This window comes from Streptomyces sp. NPDC048420, from assembly GCF_040651535.1.
Lineage (GTDB): Bacteria > Actinomycetota > Actinomycetes > Streptomycetales > Streptomycetaceae > Streptomyces.
On record NZ_JBEZKG010000058.1, the window covers coordinates 1 to 19,809 of the forward strand.

General features: G+C 69.1%; 15 protein-coding genes. 11 read left to right on the plus strand and 4 right to left on the minus strand.

All coding sequences use genetic code 11. From position 1 onward, the window contains the following. Positions 1-133 precede the first annotated feature (133 nt). Complete coding sequence (locus AB0D34_RS46330; RefSeq protein ID WP_362674040.1) at positions 134-610, minus strand: GNAT family N-acetyltransferase; 477 nt, start codon at positions 608-610, stop codon at positions 134-136. A 66-nt stretch (positions 611-676) separates the two neighbouring features. Here AB0D34_RS46330 and AB0D34_RS46335 point away from each other — a divergent pair, with 66 nt between their 5' ends. Continuing rightward, positions 677-1,480 (plus strand): exodeoxyribonuclease III, encoded by an 804-nt coding sequence (locus AB0D34_RS46335; RefSeq protein WP_362674042.1) that lies wholly within the window; start codon positions 677-679, stop codon positions 1,478-1,480. A 279-nt stretch (positions 1,481-1,759) separates the two neighbouring features. On the opposite strand, the gene AB0D34_RS46340 is transcribed toward AB0D34_RS46335, so the two are convergent. Then, the gene (locus AB0D34_RS46340) at positions 1,760-2,380 is read right to left on the minus strand and encodes a MerR family transcriptional regulator (protein ID WP_362674070.1); all 621 of its coding nucleotides are present in this window, start codon (positions 2,378-2,380) and stop codon (positions 1,760-1,762) included. 161 nt (positions 2,381-2,541) lie between these two features. Here AB0D34_RS46340 and AB0D34_RS46345 point away from each other — a divergent pair, with 161 nt between their 5' ends. From AB0D34_RS46345 to AB0D34_RS46360, 4 genes are all read left to right on the plus strand, one after another. Next, the gene (locus tag AB0D34_RS46345) at positions 2,542-4,038 is read left to right on the plus strand and encodes an NAD(P)/FAD-dependent oxidoreductase (RefSeq protein WP_362674044.1); all 1,497 of its coding nucleotides are present in this window, start codon (positions 2,542-2,544) and stop codon (positions 4,036-4,038) included. Positions 4,039-4,052: 14 nt separating this feature from the next. Further along, positions 4,053-4,970 carry an alpha/beta hydrolase gene (locus AB0D34_RS46350; protein ID WP_362674072.1) on the plus strand — a complete coding sequence of 306 codons (918 nt, stop codon included), beginning with the start codon at positions 4,053-4,055 and terminating at the stop codon, positions 4,968-4,970. Next, positions 4,967-5,863, plus strand: a complete 897-nt coding sequence (locus tag AB0D34_RS46355; protein ID WP_362674045.1) for an SDR family oxidoreductase — start codon at positions 4,967-4,969, stop codon at positions 5,861-5,863. Before AB0D34_RS46350 ends, AB0D34_RS46355 begins: the two co-directional genes overlap by 4 nt. 88 nt (positions 5,864-5,951) lie before the next feature. After that, complete coding sequence (locus tag AB0D34_RS46360; protein ID WP_362674047.1) at positions 5,952-6,167, plus strand: hypothetical protein; 216 nt, start codon at positions 5,952-5,954, stop codon at positions 6,165-6,167. A gap of 83 nt (positions 6,168-6,250) precedes the next feature. Here the strand turns inward: AB0D34_RS46360 and AB0D34_RS46365 are convergent, their stop codons facing one another. Next, a complete protein-coding gene (locus AB0D34_RS46365) occupies positions 6,251-9,520 on the minus strand; it encodes a S41 family peptidase (protein WP_362674050.1) in 3,270 nt (1,089 codons plus the stop codon). 174 nt (positions 9,521-9,694) lie between these two features. Here AB0D34_RS46365 and AB0D34_RS46370 point away from each other — a divergent pair, with 174 nt between their 5' ends. The 3 genes from AB0D34_RS46370 to AB0D34_RS46380 all read left to right on the plus strand — a co-directional run bounded on the left by AB0D34_RS46370 (position 9,695) and on the right by AB0D34_RS46380 (position 13,351). Next, a complete protein-coding gene (locus tag AB0D34_RS46370) occupies positions 9,695-10,300 on the plus strand; it encodes a TetR/AcrR family transcriptional regulator (RefSeq protein WP_362674053.1) in 606 nt (201 codons plus the stop codon). A 120-nt stretch (positions 10,301-10,420) separates the two neighbouring features. After that, positions 10,421-12,634: an MMPL family transporter gene (locus AB0D34_RS46375; protein WP_362674055.1), complete on the plus strand. Its 2,214-nt coding sequence runs from the start codon at positions 10,421-10,423 to the stop codon at positions 12,632-12,634. Between the two features lie 156 nt (positions 12,635-12,790). After that, positions 12,791-13,351, plus strand: a complete 561-nt coding sequence (locus AB0D34_RS46380) for a cysteine hydrolase family protein (RefSeq protein ID WP_362674057.1) — start codon at positions 12,791-12,793, stop codon at positions 13,349-13,351. On the opposite strand, the gene AB0D34_RS46385 is transcribed toward AB0D34_RS46380, so the two are convergent. After that, complete coding sequence (locus tag AB0D34_RS46385; RefSeq protein ID WP_362674059.1) at positions 13,335-13,982, minus strand: GNAT family N-acetyltransferase; 648 nt, start codon at positions 13,980-13,982, stop codon at positions 13,335-13,337. The genes AB0D34_RS46380 and AB0D34_RS46385 overlap by 17 nt on opposite strands. An 83-nt stretch (positions 13,983-14,065) precedes the next feature. On the opposite strand from AB0D34_RS46385, the gene AB0D34_RS46390 reads away from it, so the two are divergent. From AB0D34_RS46390 to AB0D34_RS46400, 3 genes are all read left to right on the plus strand, one after another. Further along, positions 14,066-14,575, plus strand: a complete 510-nt coding sequence (locus AB0D34_RS46390; protein WP_362674062.1) for a YbaK/EbsC family protein — start codon at positions 14,066-14,068, stop codon at positions 14,573-14,575. After that, positions 14,572-15,420, plus strand: a complete 849-nt coding sequence (locus AB0D34_RS46395; RefSeq protein WP_362674064.1) for a DMT family transporter — start codon at positions 14,572-14,574, stop codon at positions 15,418-15,420. Before AB0D34_RS46390 ends, AB0D34_RS46395 begins: the two co-directional genes overlap by 4 nt. Positions 15,421-16,049: 629 nt before the next feature. Continuing rightward, positions 16,050-19,070: a tetratricopeptide repeat protein gene (locus tag AB0D34_RS46400; protein ID WP_362674067.1), complete on the plus strand. Its 3,021-nt coding sequence runs from the start codon at positions 16,050-16,052 to the stop codon at positions 19,068-19,070. Positions 19,071-19,809: the final 739 nt, after the last annotated feature.

Genomic DNA, 19,809 nt, shown 5'->3' on the forward strand with positions numbered 1-19,809 from the left:
AACGGGCCGAGGACGTTTGACTCAGAGCCGTGACACCCGGTGGGCGTCACGGCTCTCGTCACCTGTTCGACGTAACCGACCTGCTCACCTCTCGGTCCGCACAAAACCACCGGGGACCTGGCGGTCGGCGCCCTCACAGGGCCTTCGCGAAGCAGCGGCTGTCCTCGTGGAAGCGGTAGTAGCCGAACTTCACGCAGGGGGCGTAGCCGCTGGAGGTGTAGAGGGCGATGGCCTCCGGCTGTTTGATGCCGGTCTCCAGGACCATGCGGGTGCGGCCGGCCGCTCGGGCGTTCTCCTCCAGGGCGGCGAGGACGCGGCGGGCGAGGCCCCGGCCGCGGGCCGCGTCGACGACGTACATGCGCTTGAGCTCGGCGTCGCCGTCCAGGTTGCCCTCGTCGTTGGCGTCCTGGGCACGCCAGCCGCCCGTGGCGACCGGGGCGTCCGTCTCGTCGTACGCGATCAGGTAGACGCCGTTCGGCGGCTCGAAGTCCTCCGGTGCCAGGGTCGTCGCGTCGCCGCCGTCGCCGTAGCGGACCTGGTACTCGGCCTGGACGTCGTCGTTCAGCTTCACGGCGTCCGGGTGGTCGAAGGCGACCTGGCGTATCTGCATGTCCATCCCCACGAATCGATCAGGTCCACGAAAGGGTCCGATCCAGTGTGCCGGTATCGTTCCCGCGTGCTGACTGTGACCTCCGCCAATGTGAACGGACTGCGTGCCGCCGCGAAGAAGGGCTTCGTGGAGTGGCTCGCGGAGACCTCCGCCGACGTGCTCTGCCTGCAGGAGGTGCGCGCCGAGCCGCAGCAGCTGCCGGAAGGGGTCCGCGCCCCCGAGGGCTGGCACGTGGTGCACGCGCCCGCCGCCGCCAAGGGCCGCGCCGGTGTCTCCCTGTACACCCGCCGTGAGCCGGACCGTGTCCAGATCGGTTTCAGGTCGGCCGAGTTCGACACCAGCGGACGCTACGTCGAGGCCGACCTGCCCGGCGTCACCGTCGCCTCCCTGTACCTGCCCTCCGGCGAGGTCGGCACCGCGCGGCAGGACGAGAAGGTCCGCTTCATGGACGAGTTCCTCGTCTACCTGAAGGACCTGCGGGCGCGTGCCGCCGCCGACGGCCGTGAAGTCGTGGTCTGCGGCGACTGGAACATCGCCCACCAGCAGGCCGACCTCAAGAACTGGCGCGCCAACCAGAAGAGTTCCGGGTTCCTGCCGGAGGAGCGGGCCTGGCTGAGCCGGGTGCTCGACACCGCCGACGGGGGGTACGTCGACGTCGTACGGTCGCTGCATCCGGACGTGGAGGGGCCGTACTCGTGGTGGTCGTACCGGGGGCGGGCGTTCGACAATGATTCTGGTTGGAGGATCGACCTCGCCGTCTCGACGCCGGACCTTGCGGGCAAGGCGGTCAAGGGCTTCGTGGAGCGGGCTGCCAGCCATGAGGAGCGGTGGTCGGATCACGCTCCCGTGACGGTCGTCTTCGATATGTGACACGCGGCCCGAGTGACCTCGGCGCACCCCGCCCGGGCCGATGATCAGTCGTCAGTGATGTCGGCGCTCCTGGAGAGTGTCGGCCATGCCCCGGGGCTGCTGGAACAGCCGCCGGGGCTTTTCGATCTCACTCTCGGAGCACGAACGCCGTAGCGGGCGGCGTTGGCGGAAGAGTGCCTCGATAGAGTGAATGTGCTGGGTTTGCGGGGCGGCCGGTGAAAGCCGCCCGTCGTCCTCGCGGAAGCGCGAGCAGGCTCCGGGTGGCCTCGAAGATGGGATCTAGTCCCGCTTCCGCAACCGCCGGTCCAGCGCCAGTGAAAGCTCCGCCTCCACCACGCTCCGCGCCAGGGGCCGTAGGCGCTGGAGGTCGTCCTCGGTCGCGTGGCGCAGGACCAGTTCGGCGAACATCTCGGCCAGGTCGTCGACGTGTTCGCGGACGCGTTTGGCGGCGGCCAGGACCTCTCCCAGGGGGATGCCCTCGCGGACCAGGGCCGCGGAGACGTCCAGGAGGCGGCGGCTGACGTGGACGATCTCGTCGCCGTCGGTGCCGAGGTAGCCGAGGTCGAGAGCGGCCGCGAGGTTCTCCGCGGTGACCTCGCCCTCGAAGCGGGCGGCGAGTTCCTCGGGGGTGAGGCGGACCGGCTCCTCCTCCGTGGGCGGTGCCACACCCAGGACGTCGGCGACGTCCCGGCCGTGGTCGAGGGCTTCCGCCAGTTCGGCGATGCCCGTGAGGGTGTGACCCCGCTCCAGGAGTGTCGCGATGGTGCGCAGGCGGGCCAGGTGGTGGTCGTCGTACCAGGCGATACGGCCCTCGCGGCGGGGCGGCGGGATCAGCTTGCGTTCGCGGTAGAAGCGCAGGGTGCGCACGGTGATGCCGGCCAGACGGGCCAGTTCCTCCATGCGGTACTCGCGTCGTCCTCCGTCTTCTGCCACGCCCGCACCCTATGTCGTACCCGCAGTAACTTTCCTTCCCCCCGCCCCCTACCCATGAGTACGGAGCTGCTCTACCCTCCCATTGCGCCAGTGTTCACTGGCGGAGTCGCGCAGGGAAGGGCGTCGGCATGGCCGAACACGAGCATGTGCGGGTGGCGGTGGTCGGGTCCGGGTTCGGTGGGCTGGGGGCCGCCGTACGGCTGCGGCGGGAGGGTGTCACCGACTTCGTCGTGCTGGAGCGGGCCGACAGCGTGGGTGGTACCTGGCGGGACAACAGCTATCCGGGGTGTGCCTGTGATGTGCCGTCCCATCTGTACTCGTTCTCCTTCGCGCCGTATCCCGACTGGCCGCGCGCCTTCTCCGGGCAGGAGCACATCCGCGCCTATCTGGAGCATGTGACCGACGTCTTCCGGCTCCGTCCGCACCTCCGCTTCAACTCCGAGGTGAAGCGGATGACTTGGGACGGGGAGCTCCTTCGCTGGGACATCGAGACGGCCGGTGGCAGGCTCTCGGCCGACTTCGTCGTCTCCGCCACCGGGCCGCTCTCCGATCCGAAGATCCCGGACATCCCCGGGCTCGACTCCTTCCCGGGCAAGATCTTCCACTCCGCCCGCTGGGACCACGACTACGACCTGCGCGGCAAGCGGGTCGCCATGGTGGGCACGGGCGCCTCGGCCATCCAGATCGTGCCGGCCATCCAGCCGCTCGCCCGGCAGCTCACGCTGTTCCAGCGGACGCCGCCCTGGGTGATGCCCCGCGTGGACCGGGCGATCAGCGGTGCCGAGCGCTGGCTGCACCGGCAGCTGCCGTTCACCACCCAGGCCCGGCGCGGACTGCTGTGGGGCATCCGGGAGTTGCAGGTCCAGGCGTTCACCAAGCATCCGGGCGAGCTCGGCGCGGTCGAGCGGTTGGCCAAGCGGAACATGGCCCGTGCCGTCAAGGACCCGGCGCTGCGCGCCAAGCTCACCCCCGACTACCGCATCGGCTGCAAGCGGATCCTGCTGAGCAACACGTACTACCCGGCGCTCACCCAGCCCAACGTGGACGTGGTCGCGAGCGGGCTCAGCCGTGTCGAGGGGGCGAAGCTCGTCGCCGCCGACGGCACCGAGGCCCAGGTGGACGCGATCGTCTTCGGTACGGGCTTCCATGTCACCGACATGCCGATCGCCGACCGGGTCGTCGGCGCGGACGGGCGGACGCTCGCCGAGGCCTGGAAGGGCGGGATGGAGTCGCTACGGGGTGCCTCCGCTGCCGGGTTCCCGAACTGGATGACCATCATCGGGCCCAACACCGGTCTCGGGAACTCCTCGATGATCCTCGTGATCGAGTCCCAGCTGAACTACATGGCCGACTTCGTACGGCAGCTCGACGTCCTCGGCGGGCGGGTGGCCCTCGACGCCCGCCCCTCTGCCGTACAGGCCTGGAACCACCGGGTGCAGGAGCGCATGAAGCGCACGGTGTGGAGCACCGGCGGCTGCACCAGCTGGTACCTGGACGCGAACGGCCGCAACTCCACGATCTGGCCCGGCACGACCACCGAGTTCCGGCGGGCGACCCGGCGGGTGGACCTCGCCGAGTACGAGGTGCTGCGGGTGCCGGCGCCCGCGGAGGTGAGCGCCGCATGAGTCGCACAAGTCGTATGAACCGTCTGATGCACGTCGTCTCCGGGCCGTATGCCCCACCCGCCCCGGTGCGCGAACTCACCGCGGTCTCCGCCGACGGCGCCCGCCTGCACGTGGAGGTGCACGGACCCGAGAACGCGCCCCCTGTCGTCCTCGCCCACGGCTGGACCTGCTCCACCGCCTTCTGGGCCGCGCAGATCCGCGAACTCTCCGTCGACCACCGGGTCATCGCCTACGACCAGCGCGGCCACGGACGCAGTCCGGCGAGCCCCTCCTGCAGCGCGGAGCTGCTCGCCGACGACCTCGAAGCCGTACTGGGGGCGACCCTCGCGGCGGACGAGAAGGCGGTGATCGCCGGTCACTCCATGGGCGGGATGACGGTGATGGCCGCGGCCGGGCGCCCGGGGTTCCAACAGCGCACGGCGGCCGTCCTGCTGTGCAGCACCGGTTCGTCGCGGCTGGTCGCCGAGTCGACCGTCGTACCGATCCGGGCCGGGCGGCTGCGGACCTGGCTGACCCGGCATGTGCTCGGGCTGCGGGCGCCGCTCGGGCCGGTCACGCCGCTCGCCCGGCGGATCCTCAAGTACGGGACGATGGGCCCCGGTTCGGCCCCGCACATGGTCGAGGCGTGCGCGCGGATCGTGCACGCCTGTCCGCCCAGGGTGCGGTACGCCTGGTCGCAGGTGCTGGATCTGCTCGACCTGGACCACGGTGTACGGCAGCTCACCGCGCCCACGGCCGTCGTCGTCGGCACGGCGGACCGGCTCACCCCGCCCGTGCACGCACACCAGTTGGCGGCCGCGCTGCCCAACTGCCTCGGCGTCACCGAACTGCCCGGCCTCGGCCACATGACGCCCGTCGAGGCGCCGGAGCTGGTCAGCGCGCGGATCCGGGAACTCGTCAGCACCTACGTCCAGGTCAGGGAGGGCGCATGAGCAGGGTCGGACTCGAAGGGCAGGTGGCGGTCGTCACGGGGGCGGCGCGGGGCGTGGGGGAGTTGCTCGCCCGCAAGCTGTCCGCGCGGGGCGCCAAGGTGGCGCTGGTCGGCCTTGAGGCGGACGCGCTCAAGCAGCTCTCCGGGCGGCTGCACGGGGACAGCGACCACTGGTACGCCGACGTCACCGACCACGAGGCGATGGCCCGGGTGGCGGGAGAGGTCAAGGAGCGGTTCGGGAAGGTCGACATCGTGGTCGCCAACGCCGGGGTCGCCACCGGCGGGCCCTTCGTGGACTCCGATCCGGAGGCGTGGCGGCGGGTGATCGAGGTCAATCTCATCGGATCCGCCGTCACCGCCCGGGCCTTCCTGCCGGTGCTGATGGAGAGCCGGGGTTATCTGCTGCAGATCGCCTCCCTCGCCGCGATCACCCCGGCGCCGATGATGACCGCGTACTGCGCCTCCAAGTCGGGTGTGGAGGCGTTCGCGCACAGTCTGCGGGCCGAGGTCGGGCACAAGGGCGTGCGGGTCGGGGTCGGGTATCTGTCGTGGACCGACACGGACATGGTGCGCGGGGCCGACCAGGACGACGTCATGCGGGAGCTGCGGCAGCGGCTGCCGTGGCCGGCCAGCAAGACGTATCCGCCGGGTCCCGCGGTGGAGCGGATCGTGGCGGGGATCGAGCGGCGGTCCAGTCATGTGTACGGGCAGGGGTGGCTGCGCGGGACACAGGGGCTGCGCGGGTACCTGCCGGGGATCGTCGGGACCGTCGGTCAGCGGGAGATGCGGCGGTTCGGGCAGCGGTTGGAGGGCATGCGGGTGGGACTCGTCGGTGCAGGTGGGGCGGCAGATGAGAAGGCTCGCGCCACCGGTTCCGCTACGCACCGTAGTTGATCGAAATGCGTTCTTTGTCCGGGCGTGTGAATCTGGTCGAGGCCCCGGACCGGGGCTCTTCCCCTCACCCCCACGGGAGTGAACCCACATGGGTATGAAGGACCAGTTCCAGGACAAGTCCGAGCAGTGGCAGCAGCAGGCCAAGCAGAAGGCCCAGCAGGGCCGGGAGCAGGGCCGTGAGCAAGGCCGTGAGCCGGGTCAGCGTGGTCGCCAGGGCGAGGACCGCGAGCGGATGCGGGACGAGGAGTCCGAGCGCATCCGGCGCGAGGAGCAGGAGCGGCTGGACCCCGACTACGACATGTAGTCACTGCTTGAAGTGTGGGGTGCCCTCTGTTTGTTGGAGGGCGCCCCACACTTGTTGTCTTTTGGCCCTGAAAGCCAAAACCCTCACCTGGGCGGCAACTTCGGCCTCGACCTGTTCGGTACGTCCCGGTAGTCCGGCGGTGTCGCCGGAGGCGTCGTCTCCAGCAGGTCCAGTGCGAGCCGTACCGCGTCGTCCAGTTGGGCGTGGCGGCCCTCCGCCCAGTCGAGCGGGGTGCGGAGGATCTCCAGGTCGGGGGTGACGCCCTGGTTCTCCACCGACCAGCCGTACGCGTCGAACCAGGCCGCGTTCATCGGGACCGTGATCACCGTGCCGTCGCCGAGCTGGTGGCGGCCGGTCATGCCGACCACTCCGCCCCAGGTGCGCTGGCCCACCACCGGTCCCAGCTTCAGGAGTTTGAAGGCCGCCGTGATCATGTCGCCGTCCGAGGAGGTCGCCTCGTCGGCCAACGCGACCACCGGGCCGCGCGGGGCGTTCGAGGCGTACGACACCGGCTGGGCGTTGCGGGTGAGGTCCCAGCCCAGGATCGTGCGGGTCAGCTTCTCCACGACCAGTTCGCTGATGTGGCCGCCCGCGTTGCCGCGTACGTCGACGATCAGGGCGGGGCGGGAGACCTCCATCCGCAGGTCCCGGTTGAACTGGGCCCAGCCCGAGCCGCCCATGTCGGGGATGTGCAGATAGCCGCAGCGGCCGCCGCTCAACTCCCGTACGACGGCCCGGCGTTTGGCGACCCAGTCCTGGTAGCGCAGGGGGCGTTCGTCGAGGAGCGGGACCACCGCCACCCGGCGGGCCCCGCCCTCGCCCTCGGCCGGGGTGAACGTCAGCTCCACCGTCGTACCGCCCGCCGCCGCGAGCAGCGGATACGGGCCCGCGACCGGATCGACCGGGCGGCCGTCCACGTGGGTGAGGACCGCGCCCTCGCGGATGCCCGTGCCGGCCAGCGGGGAGCGGGCCTTGGAGTCCGAGGAGTCGCCGGGGAGGATCCGCCGGACCGTCCAACCGCCGTCTCTGAGGACGAAGTTGGCGCCCAGCAGGCCCTGCCGGCGTTGGTAGTGCGGTGGCCCTTCGTTGCGGCGCGCGGCCGTCACGTAGGCGTGGGAGGTGCCCAGTTCGCCGAGGACCTCGCGCAGGAGATCCGCGAACTCGTCGGGCGAGGCGACCCGTTCGACCAGCGGGCGGTACTGGTCGAGCACCGCGTCCCAGTCGATGCCGCACATCCCCGGGTCCCAGAAGTACGCCCGGATCAGGCGGCCCGCCTCCTCGTACGACTGGCGCCACTCGGCGGCCGGGTCGGCCTCGTGCAGGATGCGGCGCAGGTCGATCCAGACCGTCGAGTCGCTGTCGCCGGACTCCGTCGAGGGTGTGGCGCGCAGGTCGCCCTCGTCGACGAGCACCAGTCGCGAACCGTCGCCGCTGACCGCGAACCAGTCCAGGTGCTCGACGAGTTCGGTCTTCTTGGCCTTGCTGATGGCGAAGTGTTCGAGGGTCGGACGCTCGGAGGTGTCGTCCGGGTTCACGAAGGTCTCACCGAGCGCGCCCGAGATCGGCCAACGCAGCCAGACCAGGCCGCCGCCCGCGACCGGGTACAGCGCCGAGTACTTGGAGGCCGGGACCGGGAAGGGGGTGACCCGGCTCTCCAGGCCTTCGACCTCGACCGTGACGGCACTCGCTTCGCCGCTCTCGTCCTCGACCGGGTCCAGGCCCCCCGCGGCCGGGCGGCCCTCCGGGTTCAGGGCGAAGGGGGAGGGGGTGGCCGAGGAGAGCGGGACCAGGTAGGGACGGCAGCCGAGCGGGAAGGACAGGTCGCCGGTGTGGACGTCGTACACCGGGTCGAAGCCGCGCCAGGAGAGGAAGGCCAGGTAGCGGCCGTCCCGGGTGAAGACCGGGTTCTCGTCCTCGAAGCGGCCGTTCGTCACGTCCACGATCAGGCGGTCCTTGATGCGGGCCATCTTGATCTGGCGCAGGGAGCGGCCGATCCCCGGGTGCGACCAGGTCAGCCAGGAGCCGTCCGGGGAGAAGGCGAGGTCGCGGACCGGGCCGTTGACCGAGCGGATGAGGTCGGTGACCCCGCTGTCGGTGACCCCGCTGTCGGTGACCCCGCTGTCGGAGTCCTCGCTGTCGGAGTCCTCGCTGTCGGAATCCTCGGTCGCGTCGAGGAGCAGCAGGCGGCCGTCGTGCGAGGCGATGGCCAGGCGCTCGCCCTGGGGGTCGGCGACCAGCTCCAGGACCCGGCCCAGCTCCCCGGAGGCCAGCCGCCGGGGCTCGCGGTCACCGGTCGCCCGGGGCAGGTAGGCGATCTCCACGGCGTCCTCGCCCTCCGCGTCCGTCACGTACGCGACCTGGCCGACGGAACCGAGCATCTCCGGGAGCCGGACCCGTACCCCCGGAGTGTCCGTGATCGTGCGCGCCGGACCGTCCCGGTGGGTCAGCCAGTACAGGCTGCCGCGGACGACGACCGCGCTCGCGCGCCCCGTCTCGTCCACCGAGATGCCGTCCACGTGCTGGGATGCGGGCACCTGATAGGTACGGCGTCCCGCGCGCGGCCCGCTCAGCCGTACGTCGAGTTTGCGCGGCCCGGCGGACGAGAGGTCGTCGACGATCCACAGGTCGCCCCCGCACTGGTACACCACCCGGGTGCCGTCGCTGGAGGCGTGCCGGGCGTAGAAGGCGTCGTGGTCGGTGTGGCGGCGCAGGTCGGAGCCGTCGTGGGCGCAGGAGTAGAGGTTGCCCACGCCCTCGTGGTCGGAGAGGAAGGCGATGCGGTCGCCGACGAACATCGGGGAGTGGAGGTGGCCGCCGAGGTCGGGCAGCAGGCGTTCGCCGTGCAGCCACAGGCGGCCCGTGGCGCCGCCCCGGTAGCGCTTCCAGGCGGCCGGTTCGTGCGGCGGGGTGCCGGTGAGGAGGAGGGTCTTGCGGTCGGCGACCTGGATGTCGGAGACCGGGCCCCAGGGGAGCTTGCGGCCGGGGGAGCCGTCGGTGGGGACCTTGTACGCCCAGGTGAAGTAGGAGAAGGGCTCGCCGTGGGAGGCGACGGCGAGGATGGTGCCCTGCGGGGTCCAGCCGGTGACCTGGGTGTCCGTGGAGCCCCAGTAGGTGAGCCGGCGGGCCGGGCCGCCGTCCACGTCGGCCAGGTGGATCTCGGGCACGAAGCTGCGCCAGCTCGTGTACGCGATGTGGCGGCCGTCGGGCGAGAAGCGCGGATGGCCGATCTTGGTGCGGTCGACGGTCAGGCGCCAGGCGCGGCCCGGGCCGTCGAGGGGGGCCAGCCAGAGGTCGTCCTCGGCCACGAAGCACAACAGGTCGCCGCTCAGGTGCGGAAGGCGCAGATAGCTCACCTCCCCATGCTTTTCCGGGGGATGGGCCGGAGCAACTTGTGAAAAACCGGCCGAGGTCGACCCGGGGTGACTCATGACACGAACGAAACAGTTTCGTTTCGCAGAGGGATGCGCTACATTCGTGTCGTACGAAACGGTGTCGTTCCAAGTCCCGGAGCAGAAAGGGTGAGTGACATGACCGAGGTTTCGACCGCACGTCGCAGCCGCATCACCCCCGAGCGCGAGGCCGAGCTCTACGAGGCCGTGCTCGAACTGCTCCGCGAGGTCGGCTACGACGCCCTCACCATGGACGCCGTCGCCGCGCGCACCCGTTCCAGCAAGGCCACGCTCTATCGCCAGTGGGGCGGCAAGGCCGAGCTGGTGGCGAAGGCGGTGCGGCACACCAAGCCGGGCGGTATCGGTCTCGACGAGATCGACACCGGGTCGCTCAAGGGCGACCTGCACGCGCTCACCATGCGCTCGGACGACTGCACCATGGAGCAGAACTCCGCGCTCATGCGGGGCCTGGCCATGGCGGTCCACGGCAACCCGGATCTCCTGAAGGCGTTCCGCGAGCATCTCATCGAACCCGAGATGGCGGAGTTCCGTCGACTCGTCCAGCGGGCGGTCGACCGGGGCGAGGTGCGCCCGGACAACCCGGCGATCGAGTTCATGATGCACATGATGCTCGGCGGGTTCGCGGCCCGCACGATGATCGACGAGCTGCCGCCGACCCAGGCCTTCCTCCTTTCGTACATCGACGCCGTGGTCCTCCCCGCCCTCGGCGTTTCGACCGACTGACCCCCAGTCACCCCAGCAAGCCCTCCACCTGACGTAACCGCTCACGTCGTCGGGCTGATCACCCCTGCCCTTGGGGCCCTGTCGCCCTGAACCCCACGACCTGACCGGGAGTACGCCTTCGTGGCCACTTTCCTCTACAAGCTCGGCCGGCTCGCCTTCCGGCGACGGCACTTCGTCGCCCTGATGTGGGTGGCCCTGCTGACGCTCGCGGGCGTCGGCGCGTTCAGCGCCCCCGCCGCCGGATCGACCTCCTTCTCCATTCCGGGCACGGAGGCGCAGAAGGCCTTCGACCTGCTGGAGCAGCGCTTCCCCGGGGCCAGCGCCGACGGTGCGACCGGACGCGTGGTCTTCAAGGCGCCCGAGGGCGAGAAGATGACCGACGCCGCCAACAGGGCGACCGTCGCGAAGACCGTCAAGGAACTGGGCGACGGCTCCGAGGTCGTCTCCGTCACCGACCCGTTCACCACCAACGCGGTCAGCAAGGACGGCACGGTCGCCTACGCGTCGGTGCGCTACGAGGTCCCCGGCATGGAGCTCAAGGACGCCACCCAGAACGCCCTGGAGAAGGCCGCCGACGAGGCCCGGGACACCGGGCTGACCGTCGACGTCGGCGGCGACGCGCTCCAGGCCGAGCCGGAGGCGGGAGCGATCGGTGAGGCCGTCGGTCTCGCCATCGCCGCGGTCGTCCTGGTCATCACCCTGGGCTCGCTGGTCGCGGCCGGTCTGCCGTTGCTGACGGCGATCATCGGCGTCGGGATCGGCGTCTCCACCATCGCCGTCCTCGCCAAGGCGCTCGACCTCGGCAGCACCACCTCCACGCTCGCGGGCATGATCGGCCTCGCGGTCGGCATCGACTACGCCCTGTTCATCGTCTCCCGCTACCGCGCCGAACTGGCCGAGGGCCGCGCCCGCGAGGAGGCGGCGGGCCGGGCCACCGGAACCGCCGGTTCCGCGGTGGTCTTCGCCGGCCTCACCGTCGTGATCGCGCTGGCCGGCCTCACGGTCGTCAACGTGCCGATGCTGACCAAGATGGGCCTCGCCGCGGCGGGCACGGTCGTGATCGCCGTCCTCATCGCGCTGACCATGATCCCGGCGCTGCTCGGGTACGCCGGCCGCAAAATCCGCCCGGCGGGCGAGAAGCGCGAGGAGGCCACCGATGCGGACGCTTCTTCCCCGAAGCCGGTGAAGCCCAACCTGGGCACCCGCTGGGCGAGCTTCGTCATCCGCCGCCCGGCCGCCGTGCTGCTGCTCGGCGTGGTGGGCCTCGGCGCCGTCGCACTGCCGGTCAGCCAGCTGGAGCTGGGCCTGCCCGACGACGGTTCGCAGCCGACGTCCACGACCCAGCGCCGCGCCTACGACCTCCTCTCGGAGGGCTTCGGACCCGGTTTCAACGGGCCCCTGATGATCGTGGTCGACGCCAAGAACAGCGACGACCCGAAGGCCGCGGCCGCCACGGTGAGCGAGGGGATCAAGGATCTCAAGGACGTCGCCACGGTCACCCCGGCGGCCTTCAACAAGGCGGGCGACACCGCGACCATCACGGTCATCCCCGGCTCGAAGCCGTCCTCGACCCAGACCGAGGACCTGGTGCACTCCATCCGTGACGGTGTCGCGTCCAAGGCGGACGCGGACGTCCTGGTCACCGGCACCACCGCGATGAACATCGACTTCTCGCAGAAGCTCTCCGACGCCCTGATCCCGTACCTGGCCCTGGTCGTGGGCCTCGCCTTCCTCCTCCTGATCGTGGTCTTCCGCTCGATCCTGGTCCCGCTGAAGGCGGCCCTCGGCTTCCTGCTCTCCGTACTCGCCGCGCTCGGCGCCGTCGTCGCGGTCTTCCAGTGGGGCTGGCTCGGCGGACTGCTGGGCGTCGAGGAGACCGGCCCGATCATGTCGATGATGCCGATCTTCATGGTCGGCGTGGTCTTCGGACTCGCGATGGACTACGAGGTGTTCCTCGTGACCCGGATGCGCGAGGCGTACGTCCACGGCGAGTCCCCGAGCCAGGCCATCGTGACCGGGTTCAAGCACAGCGCCCGGGTCGTGGTCGCCGCCGCGGTCATCATGATGGCCGTCTTCGGAGGCTTCATCAGCTCCGGCGAATCGATGATCAAGATGATCGGCTTCGGCCTCGCGATCGCCGTCTTCTTCGACGCGTTCGTGGTCCGCATGGCGATCGTCCCCGCGGTCCTCGCCCTGCTCGGCCGCCGCGCCTGGTGGCTCCCGAAGTGGCTGGACCGCGCACTGCCCAACGTCGACGTCGAGGGCGAGGGCCTGCGGACACCGGCTGAGAAGCACACGGACCCTGACGAGGACCGGGAGCTGGTACGGGTCTGACTCTGGTACGGGTCTGACGTACCGCCTCCGACGAGGACCGGCCGGTGAGGGCTCCGTGGGGACGGGGCGTCCTCACCGGCCGCTTTCGTCCGGGCCGGAACGGCCCGGATTTCCAGCGGCGGGGTCATTGTCAGTGGTGCGGTCTAGCGTGAGGGAATGACCACACTGGCTGAACGGCCCCACACCGCACTGCTCGTGATCGACGTCCAGAAGGGCGTCGTCGCCGAGGCGTACCAGCGCGACGAGGTCGTCGCCGCCATCGCCTCCCTCGTCGACAGGGCCCGCGAGCAGGGCGTCCCGCTCGTCTGGGTCCAGCACTCCGACGAGGGGCTGGAGAAAGGCAGCGAAGCCTGGGAGTACGTCGCCGAGCTGCCCCGCCGGGACACCGAGCCCCTGGTGCACAAGTCGTACGGCGACTCCTTCGAGGACACCGACCTGGAGGCTGTCCTGGCCCGCGCCGGGGTGGGTCACCTGGTGGTGGCCGGCGCGGAGACCGACGCCTGCATACGCTCCACCATCCACGGCGCCTTCGTGCGCGGTTACGACGTCACCCTCGTCGCCGACGCCCACACTGCCCCGGACAACAGCAAGTGGGGCTCCCCGCCGCCGGACCAGGTCATCGCGCACACCAACCTCTACTGGCGGTACCAGTCGGCACCGGGCCGCAGGGCGGAAGTGGCGGCCGCGAAGGACGTGACGTTCAGCGCCGGGTCCTGAGCTCCTCGGTCGGACGCGTCGAGCGGCCCAGGTAGGTGACGGTCGCGCCGGCCTCCGGCACGTCGATCTCGTGGAAGCCGAGACGGTCGTAGAAGGCACGGGCGGGTGTGTTGGCGGCCACCATGGAGAGGTGTACGGCGGCCACGCCCCGCTCGTGCAGGGCCCGCAGGAAGGTCTCCATGAGCGCGCGCCCGTACCCCCGCCCCTGCCACTCGGGGAGCAGGTCGATGTGCAGGTGGGCCGGGTAGGCGGCGACTTCGGGCACGAGCATGCGCTCGGGGCGGTGCAGGAGACGGACGATCTCCTCGTCGGGGGTGCGGGGCTCGTGGTGGGGCTCCGGGTAGCGGTCGGCCACGAGGGGCAGCCATTTCGCCCGGTAGTCCTCGACGAACCGGGGCGTGTCGGCGGTACCGAGGATGTACCCGACGGCGTTGTCGTCACCGTCGTCCAGGACGAAGGCCAACTCCGGTTCGAGGTGAACGTAGGGGTCGGCGAAGGCGGCCGGGAAGACTCCGGGGTCCTTGTAGTGCGGACGGGCGTCCTGGCCCATGTGCGCGGTGCGCACACAGATGTCGTCGAGGGCCTCGCGGTCCTCGGGGCGGTAGGGGCGTACGGCGGGGGACGGGGTCATGGCGGCATCCTGCATGACGGGAGGGAGGACGGGTCCGCAAACCGGGTCGCGTGGCTCGTACACCCACCGCTAGCGTGCCCTGCATGACGACCACCGACGCCGACGGCTCCCAGGCCGCCCACCCCCGTTTCGCCGAGGCCCTGCGGGAACTGGGCCTCGATGAACTGACCGCCAGCGTCCGGCGCTTCCCGGACGCCACCCGTACCGCCGCCGAGGCCGCCGCGGCGATCGGGTGTGAGCTGAGTCAGATCTGCAAGTCGCTGATCTTCGCGGCGGACGGGGTGCCGGTGCTGGTGCTCATGGACGGGGCCTCGCGCGTCGACCTCGAACGGGTTCGGGAAGAACTGGGTGCTGAGAAGGTCACGCGGGCCAAGGCCGATGTCGTACGGGAGGCGACCGGGTACGCCATCGGGGGTGTGCCGCCCTTCGGGCACCGTACGAGGACCCGGGTGCTGGCCGATCGGTCGCTGCTCACCCATGACGTCGTCTGGGCAGCCGCCGGCAATCCGCATGCCGTGTTCCCCCTTCCGCCCAAGGACCTGATCGCCCACGCCGGCGCCACCCTCGTGGACGTCCGCGAGCACATCGCGTGACTCCTCTCGTCACCGCGGCCGTTCTTCTCGCCGCCGTCACGCACGCCAGCTGGAACGCCATCGCGCACCAGATCACCGACAAGCTGGTCGGGTTCACGCTGATCTCGGGCGGGGGGATGCTCATCGGGCTGGCGATGATCCCGTTCGCGGTGGTTCCGGCGGCGGGTGCGTGGCCGTATCTGCTTGCCTCGTGCTGCATCCACATCGCTTACTACGCGCTGCTCATGAAGTCCTTCCGGCTCGGGGACTTCGGGCAGGCCTATCCGATCGCCCGCGGCACCGCGCCCCTGGTGGTGACCGTGCTGGCGGCCCTCTTCGCGCACGAGGTGCCGGACGCGTGGGCCGCCGCCGGAATCGCCCTGTCGTGCGCGGGGCTTACCGGCGTCGCGCTGTGGGGGCTGCGGGGGCACAGGCCCAACTGGGCGGCGATCGGCGCCGCGTTGGCGACCGGGCTGACCATCGCCGCGTACACCGTCGTCGACGGGCTCGGCGTGCGCGCCTCCGGCTCCTCGCTCGGGTACATCGCCTGGCTGATGGCGGTGCAGGGGGTGGTGATCCCGGCGTATGCCCTGACGCGGTGGGGTGGGCGGTTCGTCGCGGTGCTGCGGCCGTTCGCCCCGGTCGGGCTCCTCGGCGCCGCCCTCTCCGTGACCGCGTACGGCCTCGTCCTGTGGGCCCAGACCAAGGCCGAACTCGCCCCGATAGCCGCCCTGCGCGAGTCCTCGATCATCGTCGGCGCGGCCATCGGCGCCGTGTTCTTCAAGGAGCGGTTCGGGGCGCCGAGGATCGTCGCGGCGGGGCTGCTGGTCGCGGGCATCGGGCTGATGCTGCATGTCGGGCAGTAAGAGGGGGCCGAAGGCCCTGGGCGTCATCCCCGCCCCGGATTTGAGAGCCGGCCTCACGAACGTCGTCCGCTTCGCTTCCTTCACTGTGTAAAACTCCGCTCAACCAGGGGTGTCGGAGCGGATAATGACGCCATGACTGGGCGGGCGCAGGCGTGGACCGGCGGAGTGATCACTGGTGTGGCGGTGGTGGCTCTGACGGCGTATCTGATCACAGTAGGTCTGGACAAGGCGGACAAGGTAGCAAGCGTGGTGGGGTTGTTCGTCGCCCTTGCCGGACTGGCCGTGTCGGTGGCAGGTCTCCGGCGGCAGGAGCCGACGGCTGGTGCGCAGAGCGTCGACAGCACAAGTGTCGGCGGAGGTGTCACTCAGATCTCCGGTACAGGAGGAAGCGTGAGGGTCACCCATCGGGCAAGTTCGACTCCTGGTACACCGGCACCGCTTTCAGGTGCAACCTCCGCCGCCCTCTCGGGTGAAGGCGCGCAATCCGTCCGGAATTCCAGCACAGCGGGCCCCGTCGACCAGGTTCAAGGTACGGAGGGAGACGTCGAGGTCGAAAAATGATCGGTACGGGGACATCCAGGCGTCGACGGGGTCAGTGGCTGTCCAACTCAGTGGTCTACGGCTCGGTCGTGCAGGTCAGCGATGTGAACGGGGATGTCTCCATTCACGCGCCGAGCGGCGGGCGCCCGCTGTATCGAGTCATGGACTTTCCCGTGGATCGCCCGACGATTTCAGTCAAGCGAGCCCGGGACCAACCCGCCAGGCTCCTGCAGCCGCGCTATGCCATTGTGGACTTCACTGGCAGGCGAGGGGAACTCGCCGAACTCGGGGCTTGGCGGGACAGCGAGGACCCAGTTTCTACCCTGCTCATCCATGGAGCCGGTGGCCAGGGAAAGACTCGGCTGGCAAACCGGTTCGCGGAACTCAGTCGTGAAGCTGGTTGGAGAGTCTTTCTGGGGCGTCATGGGAGTGCCCCCTCCGTAGGGGGGTCCCAGGGCAACGACAAAGCCATCGATCACCATCCAGAAGATGGAATCGGCACTCTCATGGTGGTCGATTACGCCGAGCGGTGGCCCACAAGTGATCTCCTCGAAATGCTGACCGACGCCACGCGTCAGGGCAGGAAAGCTCGTGTGTTGCTTCTGGCGCGCCCATCGGGAATCTGGTGGCAGACGCTGGCCAGCGATCTGGACAGGCTGGAGATCGAGACCTATGACTTGCGCCTGGGCGCCCTGGCGGACGAGATCGATATGAGTCTGGAGAACCTGTTCACCACAGCCCAAGACTGCTTCGCTCGCGCCCTGGGCACATCACACATCCACAGCCCGAACGTCCAGTCATGGGCGTTGCGCGGTCCTTCGTTTCAGCAAGCCCTGGCCATTCAGATGGCCGCCCTGGTCTCTGTGGATTCCGTCCGCCGTATGCCTGGAAGCGGTGAAATATCTCAAGACCTCGGAAGTCCGGGTCAAATATCCGCTTATCTCCTTTCGCGTGAACGCGCATACTGGGAGAAGTTGCACGACAACCACCGAGTGGGTATCACGGCTGACGCCATGGGGCAGGCGACTTATCTAGCAACACTAACGGGCGAACAGAGCTACGAGGATGGCCTTGAGTTGTTGGCCCGAGTGGCTGTCGCAACCAGCGAGCCCGCCGACCGCATCCTCAAGGACCACGCGACCGCTTACCCGCTCTGGGACAAGGAGCCGGGTGAGGCCTATCTGGAGCCGCTGCACCCCGACTTGCTCGCAGAGGATTTTCTCGCACTCGCTGTGCCGGGTCATGGTGTGACCAGCCACGTGCCTGATCCTTGGTCCACGGGAGCCCCTCGGCGTCTCCTCACCAATACTCCGTCAGGACCGTCCAAGTGGACGCGGCCCGCATTGGCAGGACTGACAGCGGCGGCTGAGCGCTGGCCGCATCTGATCTCCCAACAGCTCGCTCCATTACTGACCGAGCACCCCGAGCTGGCCGTTCAAGCCGGCGGCGCAGTGCTGGCCACTGTGGCCGGCCTGTCCGAGCTGGCGCCGGAACTCCTGGAAAAGATCGAGTCTCACCTGCCCAGCGGCCAGCACGTCGAACTTGCCCCTGGGATTGCCGCCGTCGCATACCGCCTCGCCCATCATCGTCTGGCCGGCGCCGAGGACCCGAGGGTCCGAGCCACGATCCACTCAGGCCTGGCACAGCGCCTTCACTACGCCGGCCTGCGCGAGCAGGCCCTTCAAGCTGCCGAGGAAGCGATACCGCTCTGGCGGCAACTCGCTGCTTCCGACCCAGTGGCTCATGCGGCTGACCTGGCAACGGCCCTGAGTGACCTCAGCCTTCACCTTGCCGCCCTCGGTCGGGACGATGACGCCTTGGCCGCGTCCCTGGAAGCAGTAGCGCTCCACCGCGAACGGGCAGAGGGTGATTCCGGCAGTGGCCTGTCAAGCCTTGGGATATCCCTCAACGGCTTGAGCCTTCATCTGTCGAGCGTGGGGCGAATCCAAGAAGCCGTGACCGCATCAGAGGAAGCGGTGGCCATCGATCGGCGCCTGAAGGGAGAGGGGTCGAGGAACTCCTCGGAACGCCTGGCTTCTTCGCTGACCAACCTTGGGAACCACCTTGGGGCGGTAGGTCTACGGGGAGAAGCTGTTGAGATGTTGCAAGAAGCGGTGGTCATCGAGCGTCACCTCTGTGAGTCTGACTTTTCTGCGTACGCACCTGAACTTGCTGCCGTACTGAACAATCTGGGCACACAACTGTCAGAGGTCGGGCGCTGGGAGGACGGGCTTGCGGCCACCCAGGAGGCGACCGATCTCTGTCGCCACATAGCAGAGGCAAACCCCGCCGCGCATGAGCCCACCTTGGCCATGGTACTGGGAAATCTTGGTAACCGTTTGGCGGCGGTGGGACGGTGGGACGATGCTCTTGCCTCGACGCTGGAGGCTGCCGATCTGTATCGAGCGCTGTGTGAGTCGAACTCTGTTGCCTACGAACCTGATTTGGCCCGGACACTGAGCAACCTGGGAAATCGGTTGGCGCAGGCCGGACGCTACGAAGAGTCGGCAGCCATCACCAGAGAGGCTGTAGAAATTCGTCGTCGATTGACCCAGGTCAACCCTGCCGTCCACGAGATTGACCTCGCTGCCTCGCTTGGCAACCTGTCTCTTAGGTTATCGGAGTTGGGAGAGCAGCAGGCGGCCTTGAAGGCAGTGCAAGAAGCCACAAAAATTTACCGAAAACTTGCGAGCGAAAACCCTGTCGCCCACAATCCAAGGTTCGCCCAATCACTGAGCATCCTCGGCAACCAAATGGCGAAATTGGGGCGAAGGGATGAGGCTCTCACCTTCTTCCAAGAGGCCGTGTCGCTCTGTCGGCGTCTGGCACGGGACGACCCAAGCGTCTTCGAAGCGAAACTCGCGATGGCTCTTTGGGCCCTCGCGCAAGGGCAAACGGAAGGAGGGGCGGAGGAGGACCTGCTCATAGCCCTGGACGCGGTGACAGAGGCATTGAGCCTGTTCCAGCGCCTGGACGCGGGTTCTCCGAGCCCTTACGGAATCAGCCGCCTGGGAGCCCTTGGCACCCTCAGTCTCGTTCTGCGCGGACTCGGCCGCTCCGAAGAGGCCGATCAGATCGCGCGATACGTTCTTGGCCCGAAGGAAGAGTGACACAAACCGGGCATGCCTCGCCCCGCAGGCAGGACGGGACGCCCACTACCGGCGTACGAACTGCCATTGTTGGTTGAGGCCGGGCTCGCGGCCTTGCGGAGATCCTTGGACCACAGGGGCGGCGTGTGCTTGGCTGCGGAACGCGACTTCCATGAGCATGGCGGAGTGGTCCGCGACGATCCCGACGCTGTGCCCGACCTGGGGAACGCGGCTGAGGGATACACCTGGTTCAGGCGCCACTGCTGGTTGTGCGTGCCTAGGTCACCTGGCCTGCACGATGGAGGCTGCGTGGGCTGTGCTGAAGTTGGCGCCATCCAGGCACATGCCAGAGTGTTTGGCCCTGATGAGGTAGTAACCACGGTCGACAGACGCCGTCGTTGTGGTGGCTCCGGCGGTGGGCTTCGGTCCTTGACCGGACATGCCCCCATCACTCACCAGGTTGGACCAGCACCCGGCGCCCCGCGACGGGGCGTTGTCGAGGACGCCCGGCAGCGGGCTGACGCAGCGCTCCAGTTGGCCCGTACCTCCAAGCACGGGCCAAGCTCGGCCCAAATCCGGCTATTCGTTTGCACTCTTGCCGATGTCTTGACGGCCCGTTCCATGAACGTTCAGTCGACCGTCTGTGTGGGGGGTGTGCACCGTCCCTAGCCTCGCGCTTTCGCGAGGTGGGTGTCCGATGCTTGATTAAATAAGCGGAGAGTGCTCCTGACCTGCAACGATGGGACTTGTCGAGGGTCCT